The following is a 14,641-nucleotide window of genomic DNA, read 5'->3' on the forward strand; positions in this document are numbered from 1 at the left end:
AGTATTAATTTATGAGAATGAAACTGGATGAAATCGCCCGGGCGGTGGATGGAACGCTCCAACCGGCCACGGCAGCGACCCTTGAAGTTACCTCGGTGGCTTTTGATAGTCGAAAGCTAAGTGCTGGGGCGCTCTTTGTTCCCCTCCAGGGCGATCGCGACGGACATGATTACTTGCCAAGCGCAATTGACCACGGGGCAGTGGCTGCTTTGTGGGCAACGACGCGGGCGCAAAGCGCCCCCGCTGATTTTCCAGTCATCCTAGTTGCCGATCCGTTGACCGCGTTACAGCAGTTAGCGCAGTATTACCTGGCAAAGATTAACCCGAAGGTCGTTGCGGTCACGGGGAGTAACGGGAAGACCACTACCAAGGATTTAATTGCCTCGATTGTTAAAACGAGTTTTAACGTGACAAAGACCCAGGATAATTTTAATAATGAAATTGGGGTTCCAATTACCATTCTAGCGATGAACTCGAACACCGAGGTCCTAGTGATTGAGATGGGAATGGATCGTCCCGGCCAATTACACCGGCTAAGTGAACTGGTAACCCCAGACATTGCGGTGATTACGATGATTGGGGAGGCGCACATTGAGTTTTTTGGCACGCGGGCCAAAATTGCCGAGGCTAAGTTGGAAATTACCGACGGGCTTCAAGACGACGGGTTCTTTGTTTACGATGGCGATGAACCACTCTTAGCGAACCAACAGTTAGCCACAAATCCCCAACGATTTACCTTTGGGCGCCAGGGCACTAACGATATTTATCCCACCACGATTACGGAGGGCGACGAATCAACGCGCTTTGAAACGAATCGCTGGCAAGATTTTGAGTTTGTGCTCCCGTTGATTGGCAGTTACAACGTCAATAATGCCCTCGCAGCGTTAAGTGTCGGAGAACTATTAAAGATTACCCCGGCCAAAATGCGGGAAGGCTTAGCCAATCCAGCGTTAACTTCCAACCGGGCCGAATGGTACGAGGGAACCCAAGGGGAACGCATTCTTAGTGATGTGTACAACTCGAACCCGACGGCGGTCACCGCGGTGTTAAAGGCGTTTGAAACCACCAAGACAAGCGGAAAGCGGATCGTAGTGTTAGGCGACATGCTGGAATTAGGGAAGGATGCTCCCGCGATGCACGCAGAATTAGCGGCTGATTTTGATCCCGAGCAGATCGCGATGGTCTTTTTGGTGGGCACGAACATGGCGCACCTTTTCACTGCGTTAATGGACCGGTATCAACCAGAAACAACGCTCTTTCACTATACTTCCACGCAACTGCCGGAGTTAATTACGACGTTACAGCAGCACATTGCCCCCGGTGACGAAGTGTTACTAAAGGGAAGCCACGGCATGCACTTAGAAAAAGTACTGCACGCATTGACTACGCCCCCAACTACCACGATTGATTAATTCTGACTTTTGTTGTACGATGGAGAAGTTGTTTTTTTCACAAAGTACGACATTAGCGAACGCACCAAACTAGTAATTCATAAGCCAGATTACGGGCGCAACACGAAAAACGGATTTTTTTCAAGCCTGGGATTGAGTTTATGATGATGTTTCAATTAGGAGGAACACATTTGAATTTTCAAGATTTAGGACTATCAGATAGTCTGTTAGCAGCAGTGGCAGCCAATGGTTATACAGAACCAACTGCCATCCAGGCCCAAACCATCCCGTTAACTTTAAACGGGGACGATGTCTTGGGTCAGGCCCAAACGGGAACGGGAAAAACCGCCGCCTTTGCCCTCCCCATTTTACAGGGAATTGACGTAAACGATCCGAACGTGCAGGCCTTAGTCATTTCGCCGACGCGGGAATTAGCGATCCAAACGCAACGCGAGATCCAGAAGCTCGGGAAAGCTGAGGGCGCCCGGGCTCAGGTTGTTTACGGGGGTTCGGACATTCGGAAACAAATTTATGATTTGAAGAAGAAACCCCAGATTATCGTGGGAACTCCGGGACGGCTGTTGGATCACATCCAACGCCGGACGTTGAAATTAGACCACGTCCGCTTTTTGGTCTTAGATGAAGCTGACGAAATGCTGAACATGGGCTTTTTGGAAGACATCGAAAAAATCATTAAGCAAACGCCATCCGATCGCCAAACGATGCTGTTCTCAGCAACGATGCCCGATCCGATTAAACGGGTGGGAGTTCAGTTTATGACCGATCCCAAACAGGTGAAGGTGAAGGCGAAAGAGTTAACGACTGACTTAGTTGATCAATACTACGTGAAGGTTCGGGATAACGAGAAGTTCGATACCATGACGCGGTTATTTGACGTTAACCAGCCCAAGGTCACCATCATTTTCTGTCGGACCAAGCGCCGGGTTGATGAAGTTGCAAAGGGGTTAGTAGCCCGGGGTTATCAAGCAGCCGGGTTGCATGGGGATTTAACCCAGAACCGGCGGACGCAGATTATGAATGAGTTTAAACGTGACCAGATTAATTACCTCGTTGCAACCGATGTAGCAGCCCGGGGAATTGATGTATCAGGAGTTACCCACGTTTATAACTTTGACGTGCCTCAGGATCCAGAGAGCTACGTGCACCGGATTGGCCGGACTGGCCGGGCCGGACACCACGGGGTGTCAGTTACGTTCGTAACGCCGAGTGAAATGAGCTACCTGCGCGGCATCGAAAAACTAACGAAGGTGCGGATGTTACCATTGAAGCCACCTACAGCTGATGAAGCATTGGCCGGACAATTACAATTTGCCGAGGCGGATGTGGCTAAACTGGTGAAAAAGACGGACACTAGTCGGTTTGCAGACGTAGCCAACGATTTATTGGCCCAGTACGATAGTGTTGACATCGTGGCGGCGTTCTTAAACGAGCTATCGGGAGATCAGGTGCAGGTTCACATTACCCCAGAACGCCCCCTGAAAAATCGGGGCGGTCATGGAAACGGCCGGCGCGGTAATTACCGCGGGAACCGTCGCAACGGTGGGAGTAACTACCGTGGGAATCGGCGCACTGATCATCACGACCGGGGTGGCGATCGTAAGCGTTCCCGCAAGAACAACTTTGTTATTAAAGATAAACACTAAACAATTACCCAAGTCTTTTAGTCATCTGACTAAAGGACTTTTTTACTGGCTTTTTCCAAACGATTAGAGGCAAAAAGCGGTGGGGAAGCTTCGAACCGGTCGGATTTTTAGAATTGGGCTAAAATGATATAATGAGAACAATTCACGCACGGGGAGAACATGATGGTAATTGGAAAAAATCGAAACGGACAAATTCTCATCAATGAAACTGCGATTCGCCACAACGTCCAGCAGGCCGTGGACCGCTTACCACGCGGAACGGAACTGTTTGCGGTCGTGAAGGCGGATGGCTACGGACATGGTGCGGTGGTTGCGGCCCGGCTCGCGAAACAAGCCGGGGCCACTGGCTTTTGCGTGGCCATTTTAGACGAAGCCATTCAGTTACGTGAGGCTGGGTTCGTCACGGAACCAATTTTAGTGCTCGGATTGACCGATGTAGCGCAACTCGCGTTGATTGCGAAGTACCAAATTACGGTGACGGTGGCGGACGTTGCGTGGCTGCACGACGCGCAACGGGTGAAACAGGCGCTGGGGCTTACCACCCCCATCAAGTTTTTCCTCGCTTTAGACAGTGGAATGGGGCGGATTGGGCTGCAGACACCAGCCGAGGTAGACACCTTTGTCCGGGATTACGCCACGCTACATCCTGATTTTGAGTGGCAGGGGGTGTATACCCACTTTGCAACGGCCGACAGTCCTGATCAAGAGTACTTCGACTTTCAAGTGGCTAATTTTCGAGAATTATTGGCCCAGTTTCCGCACCGACCGCGCTATGTTTCCGTAGCTAACTCTGCCACCGATTTATGGCACTCCATTCCAGAGGCTAATTTAGTCCGATATGGGGTGGCGATGTACGGGTTAAATCCCGCGGGAACTGCCCTGACCCCGCCATTTCCGCTGGTTCCAGCGCTCAGTTTAACCTCGGAGTTGGTCTATGTAAAACAGGTACAGTCCGGCCGTTCCATTGGCTACGGGGCGACCTATCAAGTTGACACTCCCCAGTGGATTGGAACGGTGCCGATGGGGTATGCCGATGGACTGCGGCGCGATTTGCAGGGTTTTTTTGTTCTAATTAACGGCCAACGGTGTCCAATCGTGGGGCGCGTTTGCATGGACCAGTTGATGGTAAAACTACCAAAGCACCTTCCGGTTGGAACTAAAGTGACAATCATTGGATCAGATCAGGAGCAAACCATTTCCCTTCAGGAGATGGCCGAGTATTGTCACACGATTCACTATGAATTAGCGTGTGGATTTTCAACCCGCGTCCCCCGGCTTTATTACGCAGGGGATGCCCAGACAAAGGGTTTGAGGTGATTTGACATGTTACACTATCAACTTCAACAGGCAACGCGAATTCGCCAACCACTGGCACCTGCTTTAGCAACCACTAAGGTGCAACCTAGTGGGGAGCAATTTGCTGGGAGTGCCGTTCAAAATCAGCTGGCGTACGGCTACCAATTAATGGCGGGCTTAAACCAACAAATTGTGGATGAATATTCTGCTTGTCAGTACGAAGCGATTTTTAACCTCCTAAAATATTACGATGAAAAGCTGTAACCACGAACTTTTAGAATGAAAGGTTAGATTTAATGAGTGAAACACCGATCAAGCGTGGCGACGTTTTTTTTGCCGATTTATCGCCAGTAGTTGGTTCGGAACAAGGGGGGTTACGCCCCGTTTTGATCATTCAAAACGACATTGGAAACCATTACAGTCCCACGGTAATTGTGGCGGCGATTACGGCTAAAATTAGTAAACCACGGATGCCAACTCACATTGCCATTGCGGCACGTCAAACCGGAATTGAACGGGATTCGGTTATTTTACTAGAACAAATTAGAACGATTGATAAGCAACGACTACGGGATCAAGTTACCCACCTCCCTGATGGCATCATGGCCCGGGTTGATCAGGCACTCGCCTTGAGCGTGGGGATTGATTAGTCGTTAGACTACATATGAAAACCAGAGGGTGGGCAACCAGTCTCTTTTTTGCATTAACTTAACGGAAAGAAGGATGGAACAGATGAAAATGATTGTTGGGTTAGGAAACGTGGGAGAAAAGTACGCGGGAACACGGCATAATACTGGGTTTATGGCGGTCGATCAGTTTGCAAGTGAGCACCAAATTGCAATTACCCAGCAAAAACTGGGGGCCTTAGTCGGCTCTGGGGTAATTGACGGCGAAAAGGTTTTGCTGGTAAAACCAGTTACCTACATGAACGAATCCGGTCGAGCGGTTCAACCACTGCTGGCTTTTTATAAGCTCAGCCTTGCTGATTTGGTGGTCGTGTATGATGATATGGACCTGCACGTCGGGCGGATTCGGTTGCGCACGCATGGTTCGGCAGGTGGTCACAACGGAATTAAGAGTCTGATTGCCCACTTAGGGACGGATCAATTTAACCGGATTAAGGTCGGAACGGATCATCCTAAGCGCGAAAGCGTGGTGAAGTACGTGTTAAGCCGGTTTAGTTTAGAACAACAAGGCCCCCTTGCAGAAGCGCTTGACCACACGACCCAGGCGCTCGACGAATGGGTGGCCGGTACTGATTTTCCTAAGTTAGAAAATGAATTTAACTAGTCGCTAACGACCAGAAAGGATTATCGTGAAATTAACCGAAGTTTTTGAAGCGCTCCCCCAGTACCAAACGATCATGGATCAGCTTCAGCCGGGATCACGGCAATTGGTAACTGGGACCGGTGGTAGCGCACAGAAATTACTGTTACAAACCATGGTCCAACAGCGCCAGCAACCACTCCTCTACGTAACCGATACGTTAGAACACGCTGAGCAGGCCGTTAAAACCTTTAGTACCGGTCTGACGGACGTGCCCGTACTACTCTTTCCAGCCGAGGAGTTAGTGGCCGCTGAAGTAGCCACCAGTTCTCCAGAGTTTCGAGCGGAACGGGTGCAGGCGATGCAGGCCCTGGTAGCTGGTAAGCCGGTGGTCGTGGTTGCGACCACGGCGGGTTTGAAACGTTATTTACCAGAACCCGCTGATTTTCAGGCAGCGGCCTTGACCGTGAAACTCGGCGCTGACTGGGAACGCGAGGCCCTCCAAAACCAGTTGGTGGAAATGGGATACGTGCGCAAGAATCTAGTCGCAGTCCCCGGGGAATTTGCGATTCGTGGTTCCATTGTCGATATTTATCCGTTAAATGCCTCCAATCCGGTCCGCTTAGATTTTTTTGATACGGAGGTCGATTCCCTGCGTAGTTTTGACGCAGCGACCCAACGGAGCATTGAAAATTTAACGACAGTTACGATTCTCCCGGCGACGGATTTCTTGCCCACGGCTGCTGACCGGGAACACGCTAACCATGCGATTCACAAGCAGTTAGCCACGCTTACTAATGAGCAAGCGCGGACCGAATTAGCCCAACTCGCCCAGGAAGTGACGACAAAGGTTACGGATCCCGCTTGGCAGGCCTATGCCTCGTTATTGTTTCGCAAAGAAACGTCAATTTTAGCGTACTTACCAGCTACGGGCGTGGTTGCCTTCGATGATTATCAACGAATTCGGGATGCCAATCAGCAGCTAGAACGTGATGAAACAAACTGGCGGACCTCGGTTTCTGTAAATCATCCTGGGTTAGCGGACCAAAAGGTGAGTTTAAACCTCACCACGGTTTTAAAAGCAAGCCAGCAACCGTGGTTACTCTTGTCCCTATTTCAAAAGGGGCTGGGGCGGATGCGCTTAGATTACATCAGTGAGATTAAGGTCCGCCCCATGCAACGGTTTTTCGGGCAGATGCCCATGCTTAAAACCGAAATGGAGCGCTATCAGTCCGAACAGACGACCGTTGTGATTATGGTAGGCAGTCAGGACCGCCTAGCAAAGGTGCAACAAACGCTCCAGGATTTTGGGATCGAAGCAGTAGCCACCACCATTTCCAAGTTGGTGCCGAGTCGTATCCAAATTGTAACGGGAACGCTGCCGGAGGGGTTTGAACTGCCAGCCGCGAACTTTGCGGTGTTGACGGAACACGAACTGTTTCAGCGGGTTACAGAACGCGCTAAACCCCACAGAATCCGGCACCAACGTTTTACTAATGCGGAACGGATTAAAAGTTACACGGACTTAAAGCCCGGGGACTATGTCGTACACGTTAACCACGGAATTGGGCGTTACGATGGCATGCAAACCATGGAAGTGGATGGGAAACACCAGGATTATCTCACCATCACTTACCAAAAAAACGCCCAAATTTTTATTCCCGTGACCCAACTGAATTTAATTCAAAAGTACGTGGCGGCGGAAGGCCAAGCTCCCCGGTTGAATAAGCTCGGCGGGAACGAATGGGCCAAAACCAAAAGTCGGGTAGCGGAAAAAGTTGATGATATGGCGGATGAACTCGTTGACTTATACGCCCAACGATCCCAGACGCCTGGATTTGCCTTTCCCGATGATGATGCTTACCAGGCCGAATTTGAGGCGGCGTTTCCCTATCAACCGACCCCCGATCAAATTCGAAGTACCGCTGAAATTAAACATGACATGGAACAACCCCATCCGATGGATCGGTTGTTAGTCGGCGACGTGGGTTACGGGAAAACGGAAGTGGCCATGCGGGCGGCGTTTAAAGCCGTGGAAGCGGGAAAACAGGTGGCCTTCTTGGTCCCAACGACCGTGTTAGCGCAGCAACATTATGAAACCTTGACCAGTCGGTTTGAGGATTTTCCGGTTGAGATTGGTGTTTTATCACGGTTTAACAGTGCGCAACAAACCAAACAAACCCTGGCGGATTTAAAGTCCGGACGCCTCGATATTTTAGTGGGAACCCACCGCTTATTATCCAATGATGTGCAGTACCATGATTTAGGGCTGTTAATTGTGGATGAAGAGCAACGGTTTGGGGTCAAGCACAAGGAAAAACTAAAAGAACTAAAGCAAAATGTCGACGTCCTAACGCTCACTGCCACCCCCATTCCACGGACTTTAAACATGTCGATGATGGGGGTGCGGGATTTATCCGTGATTGAAACACCGCCTGCGAACCGGTATCCGATTCAAACCTACGTGATGGAACAAAATGATGCGGCAATCGTCGATGGAATTCGGCGTGAACTCCAACGCGACGGCCAGGTTTTTTACCTGCACAATCGGGTGAAAGACATCGAGCAAAAGGTGGACAAGTTACAAACATTACTGCCGGATGCGCGAATTGGTTACATTCACGGGCAAATGACCGAACGGCAGATGGAACAGATTTTGTACGACTTTATGAACGGTCAGTATGACGTATTGGTAACGACCACCATTATTGAAACGGGGATCGATATGCCGAACGTCAACACGTTATTCGTTGAAGATGCCGATCGGATGGGGCTTGCCCAGTTGTACCAAATTCGGGGTCGGATTGGGCGTAGCAATCGGGTCGGCCAGGCGTACTTCATGTATCAACCCGACAAGGTGTTGACCGAAGCGGGTGAAAACCGGTTAGAGGCCATTAAGGACTTTACGGAGTTAGGATCCGGCTTTAAGGTTGCCATGCGGGATCTGTCCATCCGTGGCGCTGGAAACGTGTTAGGCCGGGCCCAGCACGGCTTCATTGATTCGGTTGGTTATGATATGTATACCAAGATGTTAAATGATGCGGTGGCTCGCAAACAGGGGAAGGCGACCCAACCAACTCATCCAGATGCGAGTGTTGATTTGGGCGTTGAAGCCTATCTTCCTGATACGTATATTCCAGACCAACAACAAAAAATTGAAATTTACAAGCGGATGCGCCAGTTGGAAAATCGCGACCAGTTTACCGAATTACAGAGTGATTTAATTGACCGGTTCGGTGAGTATCCGGTGGCCGTAGCCCGCTTACTTACGATTGATTTAATCAAGTCCTTGGCGGATGAAGCGTTTATTGAACAAATTAAGCGGACGGGGCAGACCCTGACCGTGACCTTTAGCCGCCAGGTTTCAGACGCGTCGGAGAGTCAGACGATTTTACGAGCACTGGCCACCACCAAGTTTCGGTCGACAATTAAACAGGTTAACGGCCGGTTTCAAGTTAACCTCGTCATTCAACCAACGATGACGGAAGAAGAGTGGCTGGCGGAACTTAACCAGTTTGTGCAGGCCTTAGTGACTCAGGATCAACCAGAAGCAGCAACTCGAAAGGATGAGATGAATGCGAATTGATAAATTTTTAAAGTTAGCCCGAATTATTAAACGACGTTCGGTTGCCAAACAGATTACCGACCAGGGGCGGGTCCTCATTAACGGCAAACCCGCAAAGTCTTCAAGTCAGGTTGGGGTTGGCGATGAGCTGACGATTAAGTTTGGGAACAAGACGTTGACCGTTCGGGTTCGGCAGGTTTTGCAAACCACCAAGAAGGCGGATGCTAGTTCGATGTACGAAATGGTCAGCGAAGAATACCAACGGGATTACCAAAAAGAAGCCGATGAGTTATTGTAAAGTACAATTTCTTGTTGTATCATGACTAACAAGGATAACGATTGAACGCAGAGGTGATAGTTGGTGGAGAAAGAAAGAAGTAATGTCGCACAGTTGCATGCTGCAATTGGGTCGCAACCCCAAAAGCCCCGCCGGAATCGCTTGCTGTCAAAACGCCGGCAACGCAGAGCGGCCGTGTTACTGGGGGTGTTTGGAGTCATTCTAGTATTTTTGGGGCTTCAACTGGTGACAACCAACGCGCAGGTGCGCTCCATGCATGCCGATACGCAGCAAGAACAAGCCCGGTTACAAAAACGGGAACAGGAGCAAAAGCAGCTCAAGCACCGGGAAAAACTCTTGAATAATCCCGATTACGTGAAGGCACTCGCGCACTCTAAGTACGACTATGCGAAACCGGGTGAAACTAACTATCACTTTGTAAAGAAATAACGAATGGCGGTAACTCCTTGGAGTTGCCGCTTTTTTCGTCTGGGCAATTATATGCTATAATAAGACTAATTTAACCGAGGAGGAACGAGTTTTTGGCGTTTGAAGTTGGAGAGATTCTCACGGGCAAAGTTTCCGGAATTACTGGATTTGGGGCCTTTGTTGATTTAGGTAATCACCAAACGGGCCTGGTCCATATTAGTGAAGTAGCGGATGGCTATGTGAAGGACATTCACGACCAGCTAGCCGTTGGTGATCAGGTGCAGGTAAAAGTGACAAAGATTGGTTCGGATGGCAAAATTGGGTTATCCATTCGCAAGGCTACGGCGCAAGCAGCACAGCCACAGGAGCAAGCGTCATCGTCCCACCAGGCAGCCAACCCGCATCCCCGGGCGCAGTCTAAGCACCGGTCGAATCCGCATACCGGCGCACGGAGTGACAAGTTTGATGACCTATTATCGAGCTTTTTAAAGGAAAGTGAAAGTCGGCTGTCATCAATTCGCAAAAATACCGAAGGAAAACGCGGTGGCCGTGGCGGTCGGCGCAGTTAAAAAGGCAAAGCAGAGCTCTGGGGCTCGGCTTTTTTAATTTAAGGGGGGGATAACTGGTGCAACTTCGCGAAACGGTCGCACAAGCCTTACAACGAGCGCAGCTTCCAACATCAGCACCAATCATTGTGGCGGTATCAACCGGCGTTGATTCAATGGTGCTGCTGGATCTTTTGCAACAGGTGGTTGCACCACGTACCCTGGTGGTCGCCCACGTTAACCACCAACTGCGAACCGCTAGTCAGGCAGAAGCCCAGTTTTTACAGCGGTATTGTGACCAGCACCAGTTGCGCTTGGTCATCCGGCGCTGGGAACATCCACAGTTAACCCATGGGATGGAAGCCCAGGCCCGCACGTTTCGCTACCATTTTTTTGCGGAACTAATGCAACAGTACCACGCAGCGGTCCTTATAACAGCGCATCACCAAAATGACCAGGCGGAAACGGTTTTAATGCGCCTGGCGCGCTCTGAAGACGTGGGGGCTGCCACCGGAATTCAACCGGATCGACCCTTTGCGGGTGGCCGGCTGCTCCGCCCGCTCCTGTCGGTTTCTAAGGCGACGCTACGAGCTTATGCGGACCAGCATCAGTTACAGTGGTGTGAAGACCAGACGAACCAACTTGATGATGTCACAAGAAACCGGATTCGCCATGCGGTCATCCCCCAGCTGGAACGCGAAAATTCCCAAGCGGTCCCGCATCTCGCAAACTTTGCCAAAAACCTGCAGCACTTCTTCGCCCAGTACCACACCTTAGCCACCCGCTTAATTGACGAACGTCGTTTAACTACGGGACCCAACTGGCTGGAGTACCAACTCAGCCCAGCTGACCAGGCGGTTTTAGAACCCCTGATTCGGGTCCTAGCAGAGCGAGGGGCCGTTCCTGAACCCTTAACCACCGGGCAACTGGCTCAGATTGTGCACCTCATGCAAAACCACCACAGGCCTCAGGGAGAAATTGATGTCGGCCAGGGCTGGCAGTTCGTGAAACGGTATCAACTGATTCGTTGGCAAAAAAAAGCGGCGAATCCCAAAGAAAGTTCACAGCTCCCGCGGCCGTTTATGGTAGTATTAAATCACTGGTATCGGTTATCGCACCACCTTATGTTTGGGGTGTTCACGCCGGATTACCCTGTCGGACCAGTCACCCGGTTTCACCGTTTATGGTTACCGACCGCAGCGTTCCCATTACGTGCCCGACCTTGGCAGGCAACGGACCGGCTGCGGTTGCAGGAAAACCAGCACCAACGGGCGCGCCGAATCTTAATTAATCACAAGGTTCCAAGCGAAAAGCGGGCCCAGTATTACACGTTACAAACGGCGACGGGCGAGACGTTAGCCTTACTGGGGTTAAAAGAAAGCGTGCAACCAGCGCAAGCGGGGCGGCAACCATATATGTTAGCGGTCAAAAACGAAAGGAAGAACGATGAACGACGATATCCAAACAGTACTGTATAGCGAAGCAACCATCCAAGCCGCTTGTGAACGACTAGGCAAGCAACTAACTCAGGTTTATCGCGGGAAAAATCCGCTGGTAATCTGTGTGTTGAAGGGGGCCGTTCCCTTTATGGCTGATTTGATTAAGCAAATGGATATTTATATGGATATCGATTTTATTGACGTTTCTAGTTATCACGGTGGGACCCAATCGACCGGCGCAATTGAATTAGTGAAGGACGTCGATCAAGACGTCAGTGGTCGCGAGATTCTGCTCGTAGATGATATTGTTGATACCGGACGCACGTTGGCCTACCTGAAGGATCTGTTTCAAGACCGGGGGGCGTCCTCCGTACGGGTCTGCATGTTGATGGATAAACCAGAGGCCCGGCAGATGGCCGAAATGCAGGCTGATTACGTTGGCTTTAACGTTCCCAATGAATTTTTGGTGGGTTATGGGTTAGACTACCAAGGTAAGTATCGGAATCTTCCATACGTAGGAATCTTAAAGCCCGAAATCTATCAAGGTTAATCAGTCGTTTCAACGGGCTAAAAGTGATAAAATCTTGTATGTTAATTTAATCAAATTGGAGGACACAAATGAAAAATAATAAAAATGGACTTTTTAAAAGTAGTCTATTTTATATCATTGCTTTTGTGTTAGCGATGGGAATTGTCCTGTTTGCTACCGGTGGCAGCAACAGTAATGGAACCAAATCCCAAAAAATTCAATCGAGCCAGTTTATGAAGGATTTAAATGCTAACCGCGTCAAGGACTTTAGCATTGAATCGGCCGAGGGAGTTTATAAGATTACCGGACAATACCGGACCCCACAGAAGGTCAAGGGACAGCAGCAAACCAACTTGCCATCCTTTACCTTAACGAAAAAGGGACTCGAAAAATCCGGCAGCGCTAATACGAAGGTCAAGAGCTTCACAACCACGTTGGTGAAGAGTGACACCACGGTTAAACAGGTTAATGAAGCGGCTCAACAACACAATGTTAAGGTCAACGCGAAGCCAACCCAATCCAACGGCTTTTGGATTAACCTTTTAGTTTCCGTCCTACCGCTCCTGATCTTCATCTACTTGTTTTACATGATGATGAAGCAAGCTGGTGGTGGAGCTGGTGGCCCTGGTGGGGTCATGAAGGTTGGAAAGAGCAAAGCCAAACCAGTTGAAAGTAACGTTCGGTTTAAAGACGTGGCCGGTGAAGACGAAGAAAAGCAAGAACTGGTCGAAGTCGTTGAGTTTTTAAAGGATCCGCAGAAATTTACGAGCCTCGGGGCGACCATTCCCAAAGGGGTCTTACTTGAGGGACCTCCCGGAACTGGGAAAACCTTACTAGCAAAAGCCGTTGCTGGAGAAGCCGGCGTACCGTTCTATTCTCTATCTGGATCTGACTTCGTGGAAATGTTTGTCGGAGTTGGAGCTAGTCGGGTACGAGACCTCTTCTCAGAAGCAAAGAAGTCGGCACCAGCAATTATCTTTATTGATGAAATTGATGCCGTTGGACGGCGTCGGGGTGCTGGCATGGGCGGTGGCCACGACGAACGAGAACAAACTTTGAACCAGTTGCTGGTTGAAATGGATGGTTTCTCTGGTAACGAAGGGGTCATCGTGATGGCCGCTACCAACCGGGCTGACGTGCTGGATCCGGCGTTAACGCGTCCGGGTCGATTTGACCGGAAAATTTTGGTTGGTCAACCAGACGTCCGGGGTCGAGAAGCCATTTTGAAAGTCCATTCCAAGGACAAACCAATGGGTCCAGACGTTGATTTAAAGGAAATTGCTAAGCAAACCCCTGGCTTTGTGGGGGCGGACTTAGCCAACCTCTTAAACGAAGCGGCGTTATTGGCAGCCCGTCGAGATAGCAAGGTAATTACTGCAGCCGATTTAGATGAGGCGGAGGACCGGGTAATTGCTGGTCCCGCTAAGCGGAATCGGGTAATTAGTCAGCACGAACGTGAAGTGGTTGCGAACCACGAAGCGGGACATACGATCGTGGGACTGGTTCTAAATGACGCACGGGTTGTGCACAAGGTTACGATTGTTCCCCGGGGGCGTGCGGGCGGATACGCCATCATGTTACCGAAGGAAGATCAACAACTGCTCTCGAAGAAAGACGCCATGGAACAAATTGCTGGAATGATGGGGGGCCGGAGTGCCGAAGAAATTATTTTTGATTCGCAATCCTCCGGAGCTTCAAACGACTTCCAGCAAGCCACGCAAATTGCCCGGGCAATGGTTACCCAATACGGAATGACCGATAAATTGGGAACGGTTGCCTTAGAAGATCCAAACGCGGATCCATACGCTGCTCCGAAGTACTCACAAGCAACGGCAAACGCCATTGATGAAGAAGTTAAGCACTTTACCGATGAAGGTCACCGGATGGCTAAGCAGATTATTGCGGAACACAGAGAGCAACACAAGGCAATTGCGGATGCGCTGTTGCAATATGAAACGTTAGACGAAAAGCAAATTTTGAGTCTTTACAAAACGGGGAAGATGCCCGCTGAAGATGAGTCAGCTTCCGATGAGAACGAGCACGAAAGTTTTTCTGAAGCCGAACAAAAGGCGACGAAGCAGGAAAACGAAACTGCTGAACATCTGGAAACTGAAATTAAAGATCACAAGGACGTCACAGCTGGTGACGATAGTGATGACGATGAATAACAGTCAAGAGAACGTGAGCAGAAATGCTTACGCTCTTTTCGAATGAAGCGATTGAACTGGAAGGGAGTCACA

General features: G+C 50.0%; 13 protein-coding genes. All 13 read left to right on the forward strand.

From position 1 onward, the window contains the following. Positions 1-11 precede the first annotated feature (11 nt). The gene (locus tag M3M35_RS06140; RefSeq protein WP_252749781.1) at positions 12-1,412 is read left to right on the forward strand and encodes a UDP-N-acetylmuramoyl-tripeptide--D-alanyl-D-alanine ligase; all 1,401 of its coding nucleotides are present in this window, start codon (positions 12-14) and stop codon (positions 1,410-1,412) included. 170 nt (positions 1,413-1,582) lie between these two features. After that, the gene (gene cshA, locus M3M35_RS06145; RefSeq protein ID WP_252749782.1) at positions 1,583-3,055 is read left to right on the forward strand and encodes a degradosome RNA helicase CshA; all 1,473 of its coding nucleotides are present in this window, start codon (positions 1,583-1,585) and stop codon (positions 3,053-3,055) included. A 162-nt stretch (positions 3,056-3,217) separates the two neighbouring features. Next, positions 3,218-4,372 carry an alanine racemase gene (gene alr, locus M3M35_RS06150; RefSeq protein ID WP_252749783.1) on the forward strand — a complete coding sequence of 385 codons (1,155 nt, stop codon included), beginning with the start codon at positions 3,218-3,220 and terminating at the stop codon, positions 4,370-4,372. A 6-nt stretch (positions 4,373-4,378) separates the two neighbouring features. Next, positions 4,379-4,615, forward strand: coding sequence for a hypothetical protein (locus M3M35_RS06155; protein WP_252749784.1), 237 nt, complete (start codon positions 4,379-4,381; stop codon positions 4,613-4,615). Between the two features lie 32 nt (positions 4,616-4,647). Continuing rightward, complete coding sequence (locus M3M35_RS06160; RefSeq protein ID WP_252749785.1) at positions 4,648-5,001, forward strand: type II toxin-antitoxin system PemK/MazF family toxin; 354 nt, start codon at positions 4,648-4,650, stop codon at positions 4,999-5,001. 82 nt (positions 5,002-5,083) lie between these two features. Beyond that, positions 5,084-5,641 carry an aminoacyl-tRNA hydrolase gene (gene pth / locus M3M35_RS06165; protein ID WP_252749786.1) on the forward strand — a complete coding sequence of 186 codons (558 nt, stop codon included), beginning with the start codon at positions 5,084-5,086 and terminating at the stop codon, positions 5,639-5,641. Positions 5,642-5,666: 25 nt separating this feature from the next. Continuing rightward, positions 5,667-9,203, forward strand: coding sequence for a transcription-repair coupling factor (gene mfd / locus M3M35_RS06170; RefSeq protein ID WP_476729705.1), 3,537 nt, complete (start codon positions 5,667-5,669; stop codon positions 9,201-9,203). Beyond that, positions 9,193-9,480 (forward strand): RNA-binding S4 domain-containing protein, encoded by a 288-nt coding sequence (locus M3M35_RS06175; RefSeq protein WP_252749787.1) that lies wholly within the window; start codon positions 9,193-9,195, stop codon positions 9,478-9,480. The genes mfd and M3M35_RS06175 overlap by 11 nt, the downstream gene beginning before the upstream one ends. 63 nt (positions 9,481-9,543) lie before the next feature. Next, the gene (locus tag M3M35_RS06180) at positions 9,544-9,909 is read left to right on the forward strand and encodes an FtsB family cell division protein (RefSeq protein ID WP_252749788.1); all 366 of its coding nucleotides are present in this window, start codon (positions 9,544-9,546) and stop codon (positions 9,907-9,909) included. Positions 9,910-10,001: 92 nt separating this feature from the next. Beyond that, positions 10,002-10,457, forward strand: coding sequence for a S1 domain-containing RNA-binding protein (locus M3M35_RS06185; RefSeq protein ID WP_252749789.1), 456 nt, complete (start codon positions 10,002-10,004; stop codon positions 10,455-10,457). A gap of 56 nt (positions 10,458-10,513) precedes the next feature. After that, positions 10,514-11,911 (forward strand): tRNA lysidine(34) synthetase TilS, encoded by a 1,398-nt coding sequence (gene tilS, locus M3M35_RS06190; protein WP_252749790.1) that lies wholly within the window; start codon positions 10,514-10,516, stop codon positions 11,909-11,911. Next, positions 11,880-12,422, forward strand: a complete 543-nt coding sequence (gene hpt / locus M3M35_RS06195; RefSeq protein ID WP_252749791.1) for a hypoxanthine phosphoribosyltransferase — start codon at positions 11,880-11,882, stop codon at positions 12,420-12,422. The genes tilS and hpt overlap by 32 nt, the downstream gene beginning before the upstream one ends. Positions 12,423-12,490: 68 nt before the next feature. Next, positions 12,491-14,569, forward strand: a complete 2,079-nt coding sequence (gene ftsH / locus M3M35_RS06200) for an ATP-dependent zinc metalloprotease FtsH (protein WP_252749792.1) — start codon at positions 12,491-12,493, stop codon at positions 14,567-14,569. Positions 14,570-14,641 lie beyond the last annotated feature (72 nt).

This window comes from Fructilactobacillus myrtifloralis (assembly GCF_024029335.1).
In the GTDB taxonomy this organism is placed as follows: Bacteria; Bacillota; Bacilli; order Lactobacillales; family Lactobacillaceae; genus Fructilactobacillus; species Fructilactobacillus myrtifloralis.